This is a genomic window from Microbacterium sp. PRC9, assembly GCF_031844125.1.
Lineage (GTDB): Bacteria > Actinomycetota > Actinomycetes > Actinomycetales > Microbacteriaceae > Microbacterium.
The window spans coordinates 1-19,631 of record NZ_JAUZUR010000016.1; the positions used below are offsets into that span (position 1 = coordinate 1).

The 19,631-nt window shown below is 70.3% G+C and carries 15 protein-coding genes; 4 read left to right on the forward strand and 11 right to left on the reverse strand.

Features of this window, described 5'->3' with window-relative positions; genetic code table 11:
- Positions 1–109 precede the first annotated feature (109 nt).
- From pepN to dut, 6 genes are all read right to left on the reverse strand, one after another.
- A complete protein-coding gene (gene pepN, locus Q9R33_RS20310; protein ID WP_311294938.1) occupies positions 110–2,617 on the reverse strand; it encodes an aminopeptidase N in 2,508 nt (835 codons plus the stop codon).
- 76 nt (positions 2,618–2,693) lie between these two features.
- On the reverse strand, positions 2,694–4,652 hold the full coding sequence (dxs, locus tag Q9R33_RS20315) for a 1-deoxy-D-xylulose-5-phosphate synthase (RefSeq protein WP_311294939.1): 1,959 nt from the start codon (positions 4,650–4,652) through the stop codon (positions 2,694–2,696).
- 97 nt (positions 4,653–4,749) lie between these two features.
- Positions 4,750–7,578: an aconitate hydratase AcnA gene (gene acnA / locus Q9R33_RS20320; protein WP_310246652.1), complete on the reverse strand. Its 2,829-nt coding sequence runs from the start codon at positions 7,576–7,578 to the stop codon at positions 4,750–4,752.
- A 134-nt stretch (positions 7,579–7,712) separates the two neighbouring features.
- Positions 7,713–8,498, reverse strand: coding sequence for a DUF3159 domain-containing protein (locus Q9R33_RS20325; protein ID WP_396654142.1), 786 nt, complete (start codon positions 8,496–8,498; stop codon positions 7,713–7,715).
- Entirely contained in the window at positions 8,495–9,094 is a 600-nt protein-coding gene (locus tag Q9R33_RS20330; protein ID WP_311294940.1) for a DUF3710 domain-containing protein, read from the reverse strand. The genes Q9R33_RS20325 and Q9R33_RS20330 overlap by 4 nt, the downstream gene beginning before the upstream one ends.
- Positions 9,091–9,543 carry a dUTP diphosphatase gene (dut, locus tag Q9R33_RS20335; RefSeq protein ID WP_310246658.1) on the reverse strand — a complete coding sequence of 151 codons (453 nt, stop codon included), beginning with the start codon at positions 9,541–9,543 and terminating at the stop codon, positions 9,091–9,093. Before dut ends, Q9R33_RS20330 begins: the two co-directional genes overlap by 4 nt.
- Before the next feature lie 12 nt (positions 9,544–9,555).
- Between dut and Q9R33_RS20340 the strand changes: the two genes are divergently transcribed.
- The gene (locus Q9R33_RS20340; protein ID WP_310246660.1) at positions 9,556–10,059 is read left to right on the forward strand and encodes a DUF3093 domain-containing protein; all 504 of its coding nucleotides are present in this window, start codon (positions 9,556–9,558) and stop codon (positions 10,057–10,059) included.
- Here Q9R33_RS20340 and Q9R33_RS20345 read toward each other — a convergent pair.
- A complete protein-coding gene (locus tag Q9R33_RS20345; RefSeq protein WP_045302586.1) occupies positions 10,034–10,327 on the reverse strand; it encodes a DUF4193 domain-containing protein in 294 nt (97 codons plus the stop codon). The genes Q9R33_RS20340 and Q9R33_RS20345 overlap by 26 nt on opposite strands.
- A 262-nt stretch (positions 10,328–10,589) precedes the next feature.
- On the opposite strand from Q9R33_RS20345, the gene sepH reads away from it, so the two are divergent.
- Complete coding sequence (gene sepH, locus Q9R33_RS20350; RefSeq protein WP_310246663.1) at positions 10,590–11,633, forward strand: septation protein SepH; 1,044 nt, start codon at positions 10,590–10,592, stop codon at positions 11,631–11,633.
- A 9-nt stretch (positions 11,634–11,642) separates the two neighbouring features.
- Here the strand turns inward: sepH and Q9R33_RS20355 are convergent, their stop codons facing one another.
- Positions 11,643–12,764 carry an alkaline phosphatase family protein gene (locus Q9R33_RS20355; protein ID WP_200919442.1) on the reverse strand — a complete coding sequence of 374 codons (1,122 nt, stop codon included), beginning with the start codon at positions 12,762–12,764 and terminating at the stop codon, positions 11,643–11,645.
- A gap of 68 nt (positions 12,765–12,832) precedes the next feature.
- On the opposite strand from Q9R33_RS20355, the gene Q9R33_RS20360 reads away from it, so the two are divergent.
- Positions 12,833–15,292: a DNA topoisomerase IV subunit A gene (locus tag Q9R33_RS20360; RefSeq protein WP_311294941.1), complete on the forward strand. Its 2,460-nt coding sequence runs from the start codon at positions 12,833–12,835 to the stop codon at positions 15,290–15,292.
- Between the two features lie 65 nt (positions 15,293–15,357).
- Here the strand turns inward: Q9R33_RS20360 and Q9R33_RS20365 are convergent, their stop codons facing one another.
- The gene (locus Q9R33_RS20365) at positions 15,358–17,439 is read right to left on the reverse strand and encodes a type IIA DNA topoisomerase subunit B (protein WP_056367330.1); all 2,082 of its coding nucleotides are present in this window, start codon (positions 17,437–17,439) and stop codon (positions 15,358–15,360) included.
- 168 nt (positions 17,440–17,607) lie between these two features.
- Between Q9R33_RS20365 and Q9R33_RS20370 the strand changes: the two genes are divergently transcribed.
- The gene (locus tag Q9R33_RS20370; protein WP_056367331.1) at positions 17,608–17,826 is read left to right on the forward strand and encodes a hypothetical protein; all 219 of its coding nucleotides are present in this window, start codon (positions 17,608–17,610) and stop codon (positions 17,824–17,826) included.
- A 31-nt stretch (positions 17,827–17,857) separates the two neighbouring features.
- Here the strand turns inward: Q9R33_RS20370 and Q9R33_RS20375 are convergent, their stop codons facing one another.
- Complete coding sequence (locus Q9R33_RS20375) at positions 17,858–18,907, reverse strand: alanine racemase (RefSeq protein WP_311294942.1); 1,050 nt, start codon at positions 18,905–18,907, stop codon at positions 17,858–17,860.
- Positions 18,904–19,629 carry an alanine racemase C-terminal domain-containing protein gene (locus Q9R33_RS20380; protein WP_056367333.1) on the reverse strand — a complete coding sequence of 242 codons (726 nt, stop codon included), beginning with the start codon at positions 19,627–19,629 and terminating at the stop codon, positions 18,904–18,906. Before Q9R33_RS20380 ends, Q9R33_RS20375 begins: the two co-directional genes overlap by 4 nt.
- Positions 19,630–19,631 lie beyond the last annotated feature (2 nt).

The window sequence follows — 19,631 nt, forward strand, 5'->3', positions numbered from 1 at the left end:
GGGGGGGGGCGGGGCGCCCCCCGCCCGGCCAAGGCACCCCCCCCCCCCCCCCCCCGGCGCCCCCGGGCGTGTGCCCGGGGTCGCCTGCGTCGTGGGAGGATTCCGATCCTCAGTGCGCCACCGGCTGCGCGGCGCGCACGCGCAGATCCCGTGCGAGGCCGTCGCGCTGCTCGATCACCAGGCGGCGCAGCGCGGCCGGGGCATCCTGATTCTGTGTCAGCCACGCATCAACCTGGTCGAGAGACTCCGCGGCGGGGAAGAGCCCGACCACGAGTCGGCGCGCGATCTCGATGCTGCGGGCGGCCCACGTCGGGCGGATCCGGGCGAAGTACTCGTCGTCCAAGTCGGCGATGAGGTCACGGCGGTCGCCTGCGCGCACGCCGGCGATCGTCGCCGCGAGGTGGTCGTTGGTCAGGCTCTCGTCGTCCCAGGCCGCGTACCAGGCCGCCGCGCGCACGGCTGCGTCCGGCCGGGCGCACAGCACGGTCCGGTGCGCGAGGTGCCCCTGTGCCGACGGATCGCTTGTGAGTTCGGCGTCCGCATCCTCGGCCGACGCGTACCCCGTGGCCGCCAGTGCGATGAGCCACGCCCAGCGCAGGTCGGGGTCGAGGGCAAGGCCCGCAGGCGCTGCCGCGGTGCCCGACAGCATGCTCCGGATCTCCCCTGCGCGGTTCGCGGACCGCGCCGCGGCGCCGCCGAGGGCACGTGCCCAGGCCAGCTGGGCGTCCGTGCCGGGGTCGGCGGCCCACAGCGCCGCCCAGCACGTGCCGAGCCAGGCCTCGGCGAGCGGAGTGCGCGCGTCCGATGCCGCGTAGCGTCCGATCGCGACGGCGGCGTGGGCGATCGCGTCCGTCGTCAGCGCGATGTTCGTCTCGCGGGTGGCGTGATCGCCCGCGATCTCGACGAATCGTGAGACAGGCAGGTTCCCGTCTCGGGCGGAGTTCCACAGGGCCGCCCAGATCACCGCACGGGCGACGGGATCCTCGATCGACGACAGGTGCGCCGCGACTACGTCGGTCGACGGCGCGTCGAGTCTCACTTTCGCGTAGGTGCGATCGTCGACGTTGGCGAGCACGAGATCGATCCCCGCGGCCGTCGTGCCCTCCAGGGGTGTGCGAGCCTCGACGGCGTCGATCTGCAGCGTGCCCCGCCTCTCGAGACGCCCATCGCCGACGGCGAATAATCCGCAGGTCAGCCGGTGCGGGCGCGGATCGGTCTGCGTCAGCACCAGGGCCTCGGCGTCGCCGCGTTCGATCGCGATCTCCGACACGCCGCTGGTCTGCAGCCACGCGCGGCTCCACGTCGTCAGATCGCGTCCGGATTCCGCCTCGAGCGCAGACAGCAGGTCGGGCAGCGTGGTGTTGCCGAAGGCGTGGTCCGCGAAGTAGCGCTGCGCGCCTCGGAAGAAGGCGTCCTCCCCCACGAAGGCCACGAGCTGCTTGAGCACCGACGCACCCTTTGCGTACGTGATGCCGTCGAAGTTGAGCTTGGCGGCCTCGAGGTCGGTGATGTCGGCGACGATCGGATGCGTCGTCGGCAGCTGGTCGTGCACGTACGCCCAGCCCTTGCGGCGGCTGGCGAAGGTCACCCAGGCGTCCGGAAAGCCACCGGCGACCGCGGCGGCGTGGGCGCCCATGAAATCCGCGAAGGACTCCTTCAGCCACAGGTCGTCCCACCAGCGCATGGTCACCAGGTCGCCGAACCACATGTGCGCCATCTCGTGCAGGATCGTGTTGGCACGGCCCTCGTGCTGCGCCGCCGTCGAGGCACCACGGAAGACGTAGCTCTCGGTGAAGGTCACCAGGCCCGGGTTCTCCATGGCGCCGAGGTTGTACTCGGGCACGAAGATCTGGTCGTACTTGCCCCAGGGGTACGGGTAGGCGAACGCGTGCTCGAAGAACTCCAGGCCGCGCCGGGTGATGTCCAGGATCTCGTCGGCGTCGAGGTGGGGTGCCAGCGAGGCCCGGCAGAGGACGCCGAGCGACACGGCGCGGTCGTCGCTGCGCCACTCGTCGTCGACGCGGTGATAGCGCCCCGCGGCGACGGCCGTGATGTAGCTCGACAGCGGCAAGGTCTCGGCGAACGCGACGCGCACACCGCCGGGGACGTCCTCGCGCGCCGTCTCCGCGCCGTTCGAGAGGATCTGCCATCCCGACGGCGCGTTCACCGTGAACCGCCACCGCGCCTTCATGTCGGGCTGCTCGAAGACGGGGTACACGCGCCGCGCGTCGGCGGGCTCGTACTGGGTGTACAGGTAGACCTCGCCGTCGACGGGGTCGCGGAAGCGGTGAAGTCCTTCCCCCGACGTGCTGTACCGGCCGCGTCCCCCGACGGTCACGACATTGTGCGCAGCGAGGCCGTCGATACGGATGCGGGCGCCGTCCCACTGCACGTCGCGCGCCACGCCGTTGACCGTCACGCTGTCGACGAACTCGCCGAGGAAGTCGAGCCACGTCGCGTCGGCGGTGGCCGCGAAGGTCAGCGTGGCGGTCGTCGGGAAGGTGTGCGTCGCCAGATCCTGCGCGTCACGCACGTCGAGGTCGACCTCGACGGTGTCCAGACGGATGGTGCTCGACCGGGCCGCGGTCTCGTCGCGGGTGAGGTTCGCGGAGGTCATGCCCCCATGCTTCCACGTCGGCGCGGTCCCCCTCGGCTGGTCCGGGGCGGTGCGTCGGCAGGAGGCAGGCCTCGCTCTAGCCGCGCTCCTCGCGGCTGCGGGCGAGGTCCGGCAGCGTCGGGATCTCGGAGGTCTGCGCCCCACGCGCGACCGGGATGCGGGTGCCCAGCACCTGCGCGACGACATCCTGAGCGATCTTCGCCGGGGTGAGCCCGGCGTCCTCGAGGATCTGCTCGCGACTCGCGTGGTCGATGAACTCGTCGGGCACGCCCAGCTCGTCGACCGCCGTGTCGACGCCCGCCTCGCGCAGCACCTGGCGCACGCGCGTGCCGATGCCGCCCACCCGGATGCCGTCTTCGATGGTGATGACGAGGCGATGGGATGCTGCGAGCTCGATGATCGACGGCTGCACCGGGACCACCCAGCGCGGGTCGACGACGGTGGCGCCGATTCCCTGCGCGCGCAGACGCTCGGCGACGTCGACCGCGATGTGCGCCATCGGGCCGATGCCGACGAGCAGCACGTCCTGTGCGTCGGAGCGCACCAGCACGTCCACACCGTCCTCCAGGCGCTCGAGGGCCGGGAGCTCGGGGCTCACTCCGCCCTTCGGGAAGCGGATGACGGTGGGGGCGTCCTCGACGGCGACCGCTTCGTGCAGCTCCTCGCGCAGTCGCGCCTCGTCGCGGGGAACGGCGATGCGGATGTGCGGCACGATCTGCAGCATCGCGAGGTCCCAGATGCCGTGGTGGCTCGGACCGTCGGGGCCGGTGACGCCGGCACGGTCCAGCACGAAGGTGACACCCGCGCGGTGGAGCGCGACATCCATCAGCACCTGGTCGAACGCGCGGTTCATGAACGTCGCGTAGATGGCGACGACCGGGTGCAGACCCCCGAACGCCAGACCTGCGGCCGACGCGACGGCGTGCTGCTCGGCGATGCCGACGTCGTACACGCGGTCCGGGAATCGCTGCGCGAACGGCAGGAGGCCCGTCGGCCGCAGCATGGCCGCGGTCATCGCGATGACGTCGTCGCGCTCGTCGCCCACGTGCACCAGCTCGTCGGCGAAGACGTCGGTCCAGGCGGTGCCGCCGGCCGAGCCGAGGGACTCCCCCGTGATCGGGTCGATCTTGCCGACGGCGTGGAACTGGTCGGCCTCGTCCTCGAGGGCCGGCGCGTAGCCGCGGCCCTTCTCGGTGATCGCGTGGACGATGACGGGGGCGCCGTACTCCTTGGCGAGCTCGAGGGTCTCGATGAGGGTCGGCAGGTCGTGCCCGTCCACGGGGCCGAGGTACTTGATGTCGAGGTTCGAATAGAGCGCGGCGTTGTTCGTGAACCGCGACAGGAACCCGTGCGTGCCGCCGCGCACCCCTCGGTACACGGCGCGTGCCGCGGGACCGAGCTTGCGGAACACGGTGTCGGAGCCGCGATGGAGGTTGCGATACGCATCGGCCGTGCGGACGCGGTTGAGGTAGCGCGCCATGCCGCCGATGGTCGGGGCGTAGGAACGTCCGTTGTCGTTGACGACGATGACGAGGTTGCGGTCGTTGTCGTCGGAGATGTTGTTGAGCGCCTCCCACGTCATGCCGCCGGTGAGCGCGCCGTCGCCGACGACGGCGACCACGTGCCGGTCCTTGCGGCCGGTGCGCGTCAGCGCGCGGGAGACACCGTCCGCCCAGCTCAGCGAGCTGGAGGCGTGGGACGACTCGACCACGTCGTGCGGACTCTCGGAGCGCTGCGGGTAGCCGGCGAGGCCTTCGCGCGCGCGGAGCTTCGTGAAGTCCTGGCGACCGGTGAGCAGCTTGTGCACGTAGGACTGGTGGCCCGTGTCGAAGATCATGGGATCGTTCGGCGAGTCGAACACGCGATGCAGCGCGATCGTGAGCTCGACGACCCCGAGGTTGGGGCCCAGGTGACCGCCTGTGCGTGCGACGTTCTCGACGAGGAAGCCGCGGATCTCATCCGCGAGCTGCTCGAGCTGATCGAGGCTCAGCGCGTCGAGGTCGCGGGGTCCGGTGATGGACGACAACAGCGACATCCCCGCTCCTTTCCGGCCCCGGAAGGGCCCTGCAAGTCTACCCGGGGCATGAAGGGGGACCGGATGCCGCAGCATCCGGTCCCCCGTGAATCAGCTGTCAGACCAGCGAACGCAGCACGTACTGCAGGATGCCGCCGTTGCGGTAGTAGTCGGCCTCACCGGGCGTGTCGATGCGGACGACCGCGTCGAACTCGACCGTCTGCTTGCCCTCGGGCGAGAACTCGCTGGGCTCGGCCGTGACCTTGACGGTCTTCGGCGTGACGCCTTCGTTCAGCTGCTCGAGACCCGAGATCGAGACGATCTCGGTGCCGTCCAGGCCCAGCGACTTCCAGCTCTCGCCGGCCGGGAACTGCAGCGGCACGACGCCCATGCCGATGAGGTTGGAGCGGTGGATGCGCTCGAAGCTCTCGGTGATGACCGCCTTCACGCCCAGCAGGCTCGTGCCCTTGGCCGCCCAGTCGCGCGACGAGCCGGAGCCGTACTCCTTGCCGCCGAAGATCACGAGCGGCGTACCCTGCGCCTGGTAGTTCTGGCTCGCGTCGTAGATGAAGGACTGGGGTCCGCCCGCCTGCGTGAAGTCGCGGGTGAAGCCGCCCTCGATCTCGGCGCCGTCGTTGACCTCGCGGACCAGCTGGTTCTTCAGGCGGATGTTCGCGAACGTACCCCGGATCATGATCTCGTGGTTGCCACGGCGCGAGCCGTACGAGTTGAAGTCCTTGCGGTCGACGCCGTGCGCCGCGAGATACTGCCCGGCGGGGCTGTCGGCCTTGATGTTGCCGGCGGGGCTGATGTGGTCGGTCGTGACGGAGTCCAGGAGCGTCGCCATCACGCGCGCGCCCACGATGTCGGTGACCGGGGTCAGCTCCATCGTCATGCCGTCGAAGTACGGGGGCTTGCGCACGTACGTCGACGCGTCGTCCCACTCGAACACGTCCCCGGTCGGGGTCGGCAGCGTGCGCCACCGCTCGTCGCCCTCGAAGACACTCGCGTACTGGTGCGTGAACATGTCCTTGTTGATGGACGAGTCGATCGTCGCCTGCACCTCGGCCGAATCCGGCCAGATGTCGCGCAGGAACACGTCGTTGCCGTCCTGATCCCTGCCCAGTGCGTCGGTCTCGAAGTCGAAGTTCATCGATCCGGCGAGCGAGTACGCGATCACGAGCGGCGGGCTCGCGAGGTAGTTCATCTTCACGTCGGGGTTGATGCGCCCCTCGAAGTTGCGGTTGCCCGACAGCACGGCCGTGACGGCGAGGTCGTTCTCGTTGATCGCGGCGGAGACCTCCTCGATCAGGGGGCCGGAGTTGCCGATGCACGTGGTGCAGCCGTAGCCGACGGTGAAGAAGCCCAGGTCCTCGAGGTCCTTGGTGAGACCGGCCTTCTCGTAGTAGTCGGTGACGACCTTCGAGCCGGGCGCCAGCGTGGTCTTGACCCACGGCTTGGCCTTGAGGCCCTTCTTCACGGCGTTGCGCGCGAGCAGGCCCGCGGCGAGCATGACGGACGGGTTGGACGTGTTGGTGCACGACGTGATCGCGGCGATGGTCACCGCACCGTGGTCGAGCACGAACTTCTCGCCGCCCTGCAGCGTCACCGGGGTGGGCTTGGACGCCGTCGCCGGAGCGTGGCTGTGGTGGTGGTGCTCGTGCGTGCTGTACTCGTCCTCGGGCGAGTTTCCGGGCGGGTCGGACGCCGGGAACGACTCGGAGCCCTCGAGGTCGACGAGGTCGTGGTCGACCTCGGCGTAGTTGGTGAGGTCGCTCTCGAACTGCTGCTTGGCCTGCGACAGCACGATGCGGTCCTGCGGGCGCTTGGGGCCGGCGATCGAGGGCACGACCGTCGCGAGGTCGAGCTCCATGTACTCGCTGAAGACGGGCTCGCGCGATGCGTCATGCCAGAGGGTCTGCTCCTTGGCGTACGCCTCGACGAGTGCCAGCTGCTGCTCGTCGCGACCGGTGAGGCGGAGGTAATCGATGGTGACGGCATCGATCGGGAACATCGCGGCAGTGGAGCCGAACTCGGGGCTCATGTTGCCGATGGTGGCGCGATTGGCCAGCGGGACAGATGCCACGCCTTCGCCGTAGAACTCGACGAACTTGCCGACGACGCCGTGCTTGCGCAGCATGTCGGTGATCGTCAGCACGACGTCGGTGGCGGTCACGCCGGTCGGGATCGCGCCGGAGAGCTTGAAGCCGACGACCTTGGGGATGAGCATCGACACGGGCTGGCCGAGCATGGCCGCCTCGGCCTCGATGCCGCCGACGCCCCAGCCGAGCACGCCGAGGCCGTTGACCATCGTCGTGTGCGAGTCGGTGCCGACGCACGTGTCGGGGTAGGCGCGCAGCACACCGCCGACGGTGCGGTCGTAGATGACCTTCGCGAGGTGCTCGATGTTCACCTGGTGCACGATGCCGGTGCCCGGCGGAACGACCTTGAAGTCGTCGAAAGCGGTCTGGCCCCAGCGGAGGAACTGGTAACGCTCGCCGTTGCGCTCGTACTCGATCTCGACGTTGCGCTCGAGGGCGTTCTCGGTGCCGAAGAGGTCGGCGATGACGGAGTGGTCGATGACCATCTCGGCGGGCGAGAGCGGGTTGATCTTCGTGGGGTCACCGCCCAGCGCCTCCATCGCCTCGCGCATGGTGGCGAGGTCCACGATGCACGGCACGCCGGTGAAGTCCTGCATGACGACACGGGCCGGCGAGAACTGGATCTCGGTGTCGGGCTCGGCCGCGGCATCCCACGACCCGAGTGCCTCGATCTGAGCCTTGGTGACGTTCGCGCCGTCCTCGGTGCGCAGGAGGTTCTCGAGCAGCACCTTCAGGCTGAACGGGAGCTTCTCGTAACCGGGGACGGTGTCGATGCGGAAGATCTCGTAGTCGGTGCTGCCGACCGTCAGGGTGCTCTTCGCACCGAAGCTGTCAACCGTGGACACGTCTGTCTCCTTCGTCGGCGGCGGGATCGTGCCGGAGTCCGGCATCCCCATCTTCCCCCGCCCCGTAGTCCTCGGCTAGTGAGGTCGACCTAAACGGCTCGGGGGAAATTTATCTTGATGTCGAGATAAATGTATCACTTCGGCGCGCGCGGGTAGAGCGCGCGCACGGCGAGCCAGGTGACCGCGACCAAGGGCGCGAACAGCGGCAGGCCCATGATCAGCTTGATCGTGCCGAGCGCGGTGACGTCGCCCGCGAAGTACAGCGGGAGCTGCACGATCAGGCGGAGCGCGAACAGTCCTGCCCACGCGATCGACAGCCAGAAGAAGACGCGCCGCTTGCGCTTGTCGGCGCGCCATGCGGTGCCCTCCCCCATGAGGAAGCCGACGGCCAGGCCGATGAGCGGCCACCCGATGAGCGCCGACACGAGGAACGCCGTGCCGTAGAGGGTGTTGGTGAGGAAGCCCGGGATGAAGCTGTCCTCTCCCCTGCCGGTCCACAGTGACAGGCCCGCCGCCGCGGCTGCCGCGATCAGGCCGCCGATCGCGGCGGCCGCAGACTGCCGCTGGATGAGGCGCACGATCGTGAAGACCGCGGCGAGACCGACCGACAGGGCGAGGCTCAGGAGGAGGTTGCCCGACTTCGTGTCGGCGTCATAGGTGACCGTCCAGGCGACGAGGAACACGACGCCGGGAAGCACGGACTCGAGGATGCCGCGCCAGCCGCCCATGGCGGCCCACACGACGTGCCCGGTGGTCTTTCCCTCAGCCGGGTCGAGGCCGGCCCGACGCGCGGCCCCGCCCAGGGCGGCGCCGAGCATCTCGGACGCCGAGGGTGCGGCATCCGATGTCCCCTCGGAGGGGCGAGCTGCACCGTTCGCGGGCGACTCCGACGCGTCGTCGGGGCGAGAGGTGTCGCTCACGCCGAGCCCGGCGTCGCCGGCATCTTCAGCGGGATGAGGTCGCGCGGCGGCATCGGCGAGCCGCCGCGGACCACGACGATCGACCGGAACAGGTCTTCGACGGCGGCCGCGGCCTCGACGTCGGCCGTCGCCGCACCGCCGATCACGCCGCGCAGGAACCAGCGCGGGCCGTCGACGCCGATGAAGCGCGCGAGGCGCTTGCCCGCCGTGCCGTCGGGGCCGGCGATCACGGGCACCTCGGCGAGCAGCTCCGGGCCCAGCGGTCCCTCGCGCTCTTCGACGCGGCCGCCCTGCTGGCGGATCTGCTGGCGGATCTGCTCGCGCGTCTCCTCCCACAGGCCCGCCGACCGCGGCGCCGCGAACGGCTGCACCTGGAGGGTCGAGTCGGCGTAGTCGAGGCCCACGGCGACGATGCGCTTGGTCTGCTCCTCGACTTCGAGGCGCAGGTTCAGGCCCTCACGAGGGAGGATCTTGATCCCGCCGAGATCGATGTAGGGGCGGACCGGGTTGGCCTCGGACTCGTCGAACGGGCCGGTCGTGGCGCGGTCGTCGGGTGCGAGCTTGCGCGGGCCGTCGACGGGTGAGGGGTCGGTCATGCGAGGACTCCGTCCTTCTGGTAGCCCGTGGAGCCGAAGCCGCCCTCGCCGCGCACGCTGTCGGGCAGGGCCTCCACGGGGATGAAAACGGCGCGCGGCACCGGCATCACGATGATCTGAGCGATGCGGTCGCCCACGGCGATGTCGTGTGCGTGCGCCCGATCGGTGTTCAGCAGGATCACTTTGATCTCGCCGCGGTAGCCGGCGTCGATCGTGCCGGGCGCGTTGACGACCGTGATGCCGTGCTTGGCCGCCAGGCCGCTGCGCGGGACCACGAACGCGACATGCCCCTCGGGCAGTGCGATCCGCACGCCGGTGCCGACGAGGGCACGCTCGCCGGGCTCGAGGCGAACCGCCTCGGCAGCGACGAGGTCGGCTCCGGCGTCCCCAGGGTGCGCGTACACCGGGACGTCGGGGGCGATAATGGGGACGTCCACCGTTTCAGTCACCCAACGAGGGTAATGCAGAACTCAACGCCTCACGCCGGTGCCCGAACCGACCGTGCCGACGCTTATCGCGAGCGGCTCGGCCCATCGCTGTGGATCCTGGTCGCGGCGGGAATGGCGGCGCCGATGGCGGCGCTCGTCGTCACGCCGATCGACACGACCATCGCCCTCATCGTGGGCGCCGGTGTCGGCATCCTGCTCATCGCGCTGCTGATCCTGGCGGCACCCGTCGTCGAGGTCCGCGACGGCGAGCTGCGGGCAGGGCGCGCGCACATCGGCGTCGAGTTCCTCGGCGACGGCGAGGTTCATCTCGGGGAGGACGCGCGCCATGCGCGCGGTGCGGGTCTCGACCCGCGGTCGTGGCATCTCATCCGGGGCGGGATCGACGGAGTCGTCGTTCTCCCGGTGACGGATGCCGATGATCCGACGACCGCGTGGGTCATCTCCTCGCGGACGCCGGACCGGCTGGCCGCCGCAGTGCGGCGGGCTCAGATCACGCGGCGCACTCAGTACAGATAGGGCCGTCTGCGGTCTCGTGATCGAGCTGCGAGCGGTGCTTCACGAGGAAGCAGTTCGAACAGGTGAACTCGTCCTCCTGTGCAGGGAGAACGACGACGTCGAGCTCGAGGTCCGACAGGTCGGCACCCGGCAGCTCGAAGCCCGACGGGTTGTCGGCGTCCTCCACGTCGACCGAGCCCGAGAGCTTGTCGGGAACGCGCTCCTTGAGCGCCTCGATCGACTCGCTGTCGTCCTCGGTCTTGCGGGGGGCGTCGTAATCGGTGGCCATGCGTGAAGATCTCAACTTCCGGGTATTCGCGGTTGCGCTCGCCCTTGCGGGCGGCGATAGTTTGCACGACCATTCCCCTTTTCGCAAATGCGATCGGGCGCCGTACTGACCGTGCGTCCGCGTGAAACTCGCGCCACGCGCGGGATATTCCCGGTCGTCGTGGCGCGCTATGACACCATGGGGCGGACAGGCGGGCTCTGAAGCCGTGAGTCCGCCGGGAAAGCGCAGCCAAGAGCCGGCTCGAGAAGCAGGGAGCGTCCGCATGGAACAGCTCAAAGTCATCGGAACCGAGGACGACAAGCTCATCCTGGCGACGGAGTCCGGCGAGAGATTCACGCTCGACGTCGACGACGTCCTCCGCGGCGAGCTGCGCAAGGCGCGCCGCGAGCGCGAGTCCGACGTGCAGACCCCACGCCCCAGCCCCCGCGAGATCCAGGCACACATCCGGTCGGGGCTGTCCGCGCGGGAGGTCGCGGAGCTCCTCGGTGCCCGCGTCGAGGACATCGTGCGCTTCGAGGGCCCCGTGCTCGCCGAGCGTGAGCACATCGTCGGTCAGGCACTGGCGGTTCCGGTGCTGCTCGGCGGCGATTTCGAAGGCGACGGGCAGACGACGTTCGGCTCCGCGGTGCGCGCCAAGCTCGCCGAGGCCGGCGCGATCGGCGAACGCTGGACCAGCTGGAAGGAGCCGACCGGCTGGACCGTGAAGCTGGAGTTCACCTCGAACGACATCGGCCACGACGCCCGCTGGGGCTTCGACCCGCGCCGCAGCACGCTGTCGCCGCTGAACGCCGACGCCATCCAGTTGTCCCGCCAGGGGTCGCTCCCCGAAGGGCTCATCCCCCGGCTCCGCGCCCTCGACGCGGCCCCCCCGAAGGACGACTCCCGCTTCGACAGCGGAGCGTTCGGCCCGCGCCGCCTCCCTGACGCCGACATCGAGTCGCCCGAGATCCCGTCCCCCGCAGCCCCTGCCGTGCAGGAGGCCGCCATCAAGCGCGCCACCGAGCCCGCCGTCGTGACCTCGGCCGAGACCGCCGACCTGCTCGAGGCGCTGCGTCGACGGCGCGGCCAGCGCGAGCCGCTTCCGGGGGCCGAAGAGGTCGCTTCGGCGCCCCGCTCGCCCGCCCCGGTCGCGCTGTTCGACGCGCTCGAGCCGGGCTACGACGAGTCCGCGTCCGAAGACGAGACGACGGCGTCCGATTATCAGGCCCCCACTCCGGCTGCGGTCGCCGAGGCCGGCCGACGCAAGGGGCGCACGTCGATGCCGTCGTGGGACGAGATCGTCTTCGGCGCCCGCTCCGACGACTGAAGCCGGGATTCAGGCCCCGGCGAACGCGCCGAGCCGGATGAGCGGAACAACCCGCTCTTCGTCGGTGAGGGAGCCGTGCTGACCGATCATCTTCTGCGGTGCCTTGTCGGCGAGGCGGTCGTCGTAGTACGCGATTCCTGCGCGCGCCGCGACGATCACGTCGCCGATCCGGGCATGCACCTCCGGGTCGACTCGGCCCACCAGACCTGACGCCTCCAGTTCGGCGCGCGAGAACACCCACGAACGGGATGCCTCGGCCTCGCGCCATCGCGTGAGCACGGCATCGGCCTCACCGGGCTCCGTGTAGAGGTGGAGCATGCGGGGCTCGCCGCCGATGAGGCGGACGCCGTCGAGCAGCTCGTCCCCTTCTCCGAGGAGGAGATGCCGATGCCGGGGCACGTCGATCATGCCGTGGTCGGACGTCACCACCACCCCGGTGCCGCGATCGAGGGATGTCGAGAGCGTCCGGGCCGCGGCATCCACCCGCTCCAGCACCGCGACCCATTCGTCGGACTCCCAGCCGCGCTTGTGGCCGATCGCGTCGAGATCCGGGGCATAGAGGTAGATGAGGGACCCCGGATGCTGCGCCGCGAGGTCGGCGGCGAGGCTCACGCGCTCATCGAGGTCGTCGGCGCCGTGGAACTCGGCGTTGCCGAGGGTCGCCGCGGTGAAGCCGGTGCCGGCGTACTCGTTGCGCGAGACGGCGAAGAACGGCCGGCCGAGCGTGGCGGACAGCGGGGCGGCGCGCTGGAACTCGAGCGGAAGGCCGTCGGTGTCCCAGCCGCGGAGCAGATTCACCACGTCGTCGGTGCCGGGAATGCGCGCGCGGTACCCGACGATGCCGTGCTCCCCCGGCAGCGCCCCGGTGAGCAGACTGGTCAGCGCTGCGGCGGTGGTCGAAGGGAAGACCGAGCGCGCGACGTCCTTCTTCGCGCGAGCCTCACTGAGGAAGCGGGCGTGGCCGGCGCGGGCCGAGAGGTTGTGGACGCCGAGGCCGTCGAGCACCCACACGATCGCACTCCGCGCGGGGGCGAACCACTCAGAGCCGCCGTCCAGCGCCGCCGACATCTCGGTCACGACACGGGTGAGGCTCCGGGCACGCGGCGGGTCCACGGGTAGGCTGAGGGTCATCGGGGCCAGTCTCGCACACGCGGCCGCGCCCCCTCGCTCTCCGCCGTCACCCGAGGCTTCTTCGACACATGCCCGCTTCCCGCACCGATTCCTCCCCCGCCGACCACGGACGCATCGAGGACGTCGACGTCTCTTCGGAGATGCAGACGTCGTTCCTCGAGTACGCGTACTCGGTCATCTATTCGCGTGCGCTGCCCGACGCCCGCGACGGGCTCAAGCCGGTGCAGCGACGCATCCTGTTCCAGATGGCCGACATGGGGCTCAGGCCCGACCGCGGCCACGTGAAGAGCGCCCGCGTCGTCGGCGAGGTGATGGGAAAGCTGCATCCGCACGGCGACGCCCCGATCTACGACGCGCTCGTCCGACTGGCCCAGCCCTTCTCCCTGCGCGTGCCCCTCGTCGACGGGCACGGCAACTTCGGCTCGCTCGACGACGGCCCCGCTGCGCCCCGGTACACCGAGGCCCGCCTCGCCCCGCCGGCGCTCGCGCTCACCGAGAACCTCGACGAAGACGTCGTCGACTTCATCCCGAACTACGACGGCCAGTTCCAGCAGCCCGAGGTGCTGCCGGCTGCCTTCCCCAACCTGCTCGTCAACGGCACCACCGGCATCGCGGTCGGCATGGCCACCAACATGGCGCCGCACAACTTCATCGAGGTCGTGGGCGCCGCGACCCACCTGCTCGAGAACCCCGAGGCGACGGTCGAAGAGCTCATGGAGTTCGTGCCGGGCCCCGACCTCCCCGGCGGCGGCATCATCGTCGGCCTCGACGGCATCAAGGACGCCTACACGAACGGCCGCGGCAGTTTCCGCACGCGGGCGAAGGTCTCGATCGAGTCGCTCGGCCCGCGCCGCACCGGCCTCATCGTCACGGAGCTGCCCTACCTCGTCGGCCCCGAGCGCGTCATCGAGAAGATCAAGGACGCCGTCAACGCGAAGAAGCTCCAGGGCATCGCCGACGTCGTCGATCTGACCGACCGCCACCACGGCCTGCGTCTGGTCATCGGCATCAAGACCGGCTTCGACCCCCAGGCGGTGCTCGACCACCTCTACCGCCTGACGCCGCTCGAGGACTCGTTCAGCATCAACAACGTCGCCCTCGTCGAGGGGCAGCCGCAGACGCTCGGGCTGCGCGAGCTCCTGCGCGTCTACCTCGACCACCGCATCAGTGTCGTCACGCGCCGGAGCCGGTACCGCCTCGAGCGGCGCAAGGAGCGCCTGCACCTCGTCGAGGGCCTCCTCATCGCGATCCTCGACATCGACGAGGTCATCCAGGTCATCCGCACGTCCGACGACAGCGAGCAGGCGCGCACGCGCCTCATGAGCGTCTTCGACCTGTCCGAGCCGCAGTCCGAGTACATCCTCGAGCTGCGACTGCGTCGCCTCACGAAGTTCTCGCGCATCGAGCTCGAGACCGAGCGCGACAACCTGAAGAAGGAGATCGCCCAGCTCGAGGAGCTTCTCGGCAGCGACGTGCTGCTGCGCGCGCAGGTGTCGCACGAATTGGATGCCGCCGCCGAGGCGTTCGGCACGCCTCGGCGCACGCTTCTGCTCAACGGTGGTCCGGTGCAGCCGCGCTCGCGCGCCGCGGCGGCGGTCGCCGACCTGCAGATCGCGGACGCGCCGTGCCGTGTCTTCCTCTCCGCCACGGGACGCATGGTGCGTGCCGAGGTCGCGGCCGACGCCCCGGGCGGCGGCATCGTCGCACCGGCACGGCGCTCGAAGCATGACGCCATCCGCTCATCCGTGGACACCACGACACGCGGCGACATCGGGGCCGTGACGAACCTCGGCCGCCTGGTGCGGTTCTCCCCCGTCGACCTGCCGTCGGTGCCCGGCAACTCGGTGCAGCTCGCGGCCGGCACCCGCGGCGACCAGTACCTGGGTCTCAGCGGCGGCGAGCACATCGTCGCGCTCGTGCCGCTCGTCGAGGGCCCGCCGATCGCGATCGGCACGGCGCAGGGCATCGTGAAGCGCGTCGCCGCGAGCGAGATCGCGAACAAGCACGACATCGAGGTCATCGCCCTCAAGGACGGGGACCGCGTCGTCGGCGCCGCGCCCGCGTCCGACGGCGCCGAGCTCGTGTTCGTGGCGAGCGACGCCCAGCTGCTCCGCTTCGACGCGTCCTCGGTGCGCCCGCAGGGTCGCTCGGCCGGCGGCATGGCCGGCATCCGTCTCACCGACGGCGCGCAGGTCATCTCGTTCGATGTCGTCGGGCCCTCCGAGTTCGACGCCGTCGTGGTCACGATCGCCGGCTCGACCACGGCGCTCGCGGGCACCGACGCCGGCAGCGCCAAGGTGTCGCTGTTCAGCGAGTTCCCCGCCAAGGGGCGTGCGACCGGCGGCGTGCGCGCCCAGCGCTTCCTGAAGGGCGAGGACGCGCTGACGATCGCCTGGGTCGGCACCGATCCCCGTGCCATCGGCTCGGACGGCGCGACCCGCGCCCTTCCGGAGTCCGGCGCGAAGCGCGACGCATCGGGCACCGCGCTCGACGGCGTCATCGGCGCGGTCGGCACCAGCATCCGCTGAGCCCCCCCTGCACACGAGAGGCGCACCGGCTCAGCCGGTGCGCCTCTCGTTGCAGCGGGATCAGATCACGCGTCGATGCGCTCGCGCCCCAGCCGGTCGCTCGAGTCGATGATGAACTCCTTGCGCGGCGCCACGTCGTTGCCCATGAGCAGTTCGAAGACGGATGCCGCAGCCTCGGCATCCTGCATCCGCACGCGTCGGAGCGTCCGGCCGTTTCGATCCATGGTCGTGGTCGCGAGCTGGTCGGCGTCCATCTCGCCCAGACCCTTGTAGCGCTGGACGGGCTCCTGCCAGCGCTTGCCGGCCTTCGTGAGCTTCGTGAGGAGGCCGTGCAGCTCGGCCTCGGAGTACGTGTAGATCGTCTCGTTGGGCTTTGAGCCGGGGTTCATCACGACCACGCGGTGCAGCGGCGGGACGGCGGCGTAGACGCGGCCCTCGTCGATGAGCGGTCGCATGTACCGGAAGAACAGGGTCAGCAGGAGCGTGCGGATGTGTGCGCCATCGACGTCGGCGTCGCTCATCAGGATGATCTTGCCGTAGCGGGCGGTGTCGAGGTCGAACGATCGGCCCGAGCCGGCGCCGATCACCTGGATGATCGCAGCGCACTCGGCGTTGGACAGCATGTCGCTGATCGACGCCTTCTGGACGTTGAGGATCTTGCCGCGGATCGGCAGCAGCGCCTGGAACTCGCTGTTGCGTGCGAGCTTCGCGGTGCCCAGGGCCGAGTCGCCCTCGACGATGAACAGTTCCGACTCGGCGACGTCGTTCGACCGGCAGTCGGCGAGCTTCGCCGGCAGCGACGAAGACTCGAGTGCGTTCTTACGGCGCTGCGTCTCTTTGTGGGTGCGCGCGGAGATGCGCGCCTTCATCTCGGAGACGACCTTGTCGAGCAGCAGCGAGGTCTGCGCCTTGTCGTCGCGCTTCGGCGACGTGAACCGCGCGGTGAGCTCGCGCGTGACGACGTTCGACACGATCTGGCGGACCGCCGGCGTGCCGAGGACCTCCTTGGTCTGACCCTCGAACTGCGGCTCGGCGACACGCACGGTCAGCACGGCGGTGAGCCCGGCGAGGATGTCGTCCTTCTCGAGCTTGTCGCCTCCAACCTTCAGGCGACGCGCGTTCTGCGCCACCTGATCGCGCAGCACCTTCATGAGGCCCTGCTCGAACCCCTGCTGGTGCGTGCCGCCCTTGGGCGTGGCGATGATGTTGACGAACGAGCGCGACACCGTCTCGTAGCCGGTGCCCCACCTGACGGCGACGTCGACGTGGCACTCGCGCTCGACCTCGGTCGGCACCATCGCGCCCGAGGGCTGCAGCACCGGGACGGTCTCGGTGAACCTGCCCTCACCGGTGAGGCGCCACGTGTCGGTGACGCCGGAGTCGGGGGCGAGGTAGTCGGCGAACTCGGAGATGCCGCCGTCGAACCGGTAGCTCGTCTCGACAGGTTCGCCGGCCTCGGTGCCGGGTCGCTCGTCGCGGATGACGATCTCGAGGCCCGGGACCAGGAAGGCGGTCTGGCGCGCACGCTGCTCGAGCTCCTGCAGGTTGAACGCGGCGTCCTTGGTGAAGATCTGACGATCCGCCCAATAGCGGATGCGCGTGCCGGTCACGCCCTTCGCGGCGCGGCCCGCGACCCGCAGCTCGCTGCGCTCCTCGAACGGGGTGAAGCCCGAGTCGGGGCTGCCGTTCGAGAAGACACCGGGCTCGCCCCGGTGGAACGACATCGCCCACGTCTTGCCGCCGCGGTCGACCTCGACGTCGAGGCGCTCCGAGAGCGCGTTGACGACCGATGCCCCGACACCGTGCAGACCGCCCGATGCGGCGTACGAGCCGCCGCCGAACTTGCCGCCCGCGTGGAGCTTGGTGAAGACGACCTCGACGCCGGTCAGCCCCGTGCGCGGCTCGATGTCGACCGGGATGCCACGGGCGCGGTCGCGCACCTCGACGCTGCCGTCGGCGTGGAGAACGATGTCGATGCGCGAGCCGTGGCCGGCGAGCGCCTCGTCGACGGAGTTGTCGATGATCTCCCACAGGCAGTGCATGAGGCCGCGCGAGTCGGTCGAGCCGATGTACATGCCGGGGCGCTTGCGGACCGCTTCGAGCCCTTCGAGCACCTGGAGATGATGGGCTGAGTACTCGGCGGTCACAATCTCCCATCGTAATCGGGGCGCCCGACAGCCCCGCACAGACACGCTTCAGCGCCGGCATGCGTACGCGCTCAGCGAAATGTCGTCTCTTCGCGGCATTCTCGAAACATCGGCGTGGTTGTATTTCATGACCGGGAAAGAGTTCTACCAGTACGAGGAGGCACCGAGATGAACACGCTATCGACACCGACCGAGACCGGCGCCGTCCTCGAGCACCGCCTCACGGCGATGGATCGCTGCGATTCGTGTGGCGCACAGGCCTACATCGCAGCCGAGGTCAACGGCAGCGAACTGCTCTTCTGCGCCCACCACGGCCGCAAGTACGAAGAGAAGCTCCGCGCCATCGCGACCTCGTGGCACGACGAGACCGCTCGCCTGGCCGAGTAGGCGCCCGTTCGGCAGACTCGCACCCGTCGCTTCAGCGGCGGGTGTATCTGCGTTCCACGAGGGGCGACACGCGCAGGGCGATCTCTTCACCGATCGTGCCGATGATCTCCGCGAGATCCGTCGCCGTGCTCTCCCCGGCTGCGCCGGGCCCGTAGACCGTGACGACGTCGCCGACGACCGCGTCCGGCCACGCGGCGACCAGGGAGTCCGTGGCGCCGACGGCCACGAGTGCGCGGGTGCCCGCCGGTGTGCCGACGGTCGCGCGCCGCTGGAGCGATGACGGCAGACCGTCCAGCGCACCCAGATCGATCCGGACGAACTCCTCGCCGACCTCGACGACGTCCGCGTCGAGCCGGCCGATCGGGCGGAGGCCCAGGTGATCGGCAGAGGGTCCCCCGGCGGAGCGGATGCCGTAGCAGAACGCCCCCACGCGGACCATGTCGTAGCGGAACTCGGGGCGAGCGAAGGACGCGGCGCTCGCGGCGAGGTGACGCATGGCCGGGCGCAGACCGGCAGCCGTGGCCTGGTCGAGCGCCCACTCGTAGACGGCGCGGGCGTCGTCGTCCTCGGAATCGGAAGCCTCGGCGATGTGGCTCCAGACCCCCGCGACCTCGATCAGGCCCTCCGCCTCGAGGACTGCTGCGCGCGACACGAACGCCGGCCACTGCTCCGGCCGCACGCCGTTGCGATGCAGTCCGGTGTCGATCTTGAGATGCACACGCACCGACGCGCGGGCGGCGCGGGCGGCTTCCGCGAGCTCCTCCAGCAGTTCGGCGTCGCCGATCCCGAGGTCGATGCGCGCCGCGATGGCGGCGTCGAGGTCACCGCGCGAAGCGGCGATCCACGCGAAGATGCGGGCATCGTCGCCGACGGCGTCTCGCACCGCGCAGCCCGTCCGCACGTCGAAGGCGCCGAACCAGCTCACGCCCGCGGCGGCTGCCGCCAGCACGACGGGCTCCAGCCCGTGGCCGTAGGCGTCGTCCTTGACCACGAGCATCAGCTCAGCGGGTGACACCGTCGCGCGCACGTGCGCGATATTCGCGACCAGGGCATCGAGGTCGACGTGGAGTCGCGCGGTCATGAGGTCTCCTCGCGGCCGGCGCGCAGCCCGACCATGGTGACGAGCTCGCCGGCGGTGAGCCCTGCCGCGCGCACCCACTCGACGAGCGACGGCTCGCCCTCCGCAGGGTCGCCGAGGAACAGGACCTCGTCGCCGCGCCGGACCGCGGCATCCGTGATGTCCACCACGCACACGTCCATGGCGACGCGTCCGACGACGGGATGCCTCTCCCCCGCGACCGCGACGTCCACCGCGCCGCCGAGAGCGCGCACGATGCCCTGCGCGTAGCCCCCCGTGACGAGCGCGACGCGCGTGTCCGCGGACGCGCGGTACGCGTAGCCGTACGACACGCCCTCGCCCTCGCGGAGGTCCTTCACCGAGAGCACGGTCCCCGTCAGCCGCAGGGCGGGCACGGCGGGGTGCTCGGCACCGGGGAGCCCGAAGAGTGCGATCGCCGAGAGCATGTCGGTCCGCGACGCGACCGGCACCGAGTCGGCTGAAGTCACCCCGACGTGGTGCGTGCGGGCTTCGAGGCCGATGGTCGCCAGGACGTCGCGAACGAGCTCCACGCCGTGGCCCCAGGCATCCGCGTCGAGGATCGACGCGTCGTAGGCACGGATGCCGCGATCCCACGCGGTGCGCGCGTTCGCGGTCAGCACCGCCCGCGAGATCCGCGCGACGGGGGCGCTGCGAGCATCTGATCCCGGCACGGCGTGGTCGTGCCCAGGGATCGCGGAACTCACGC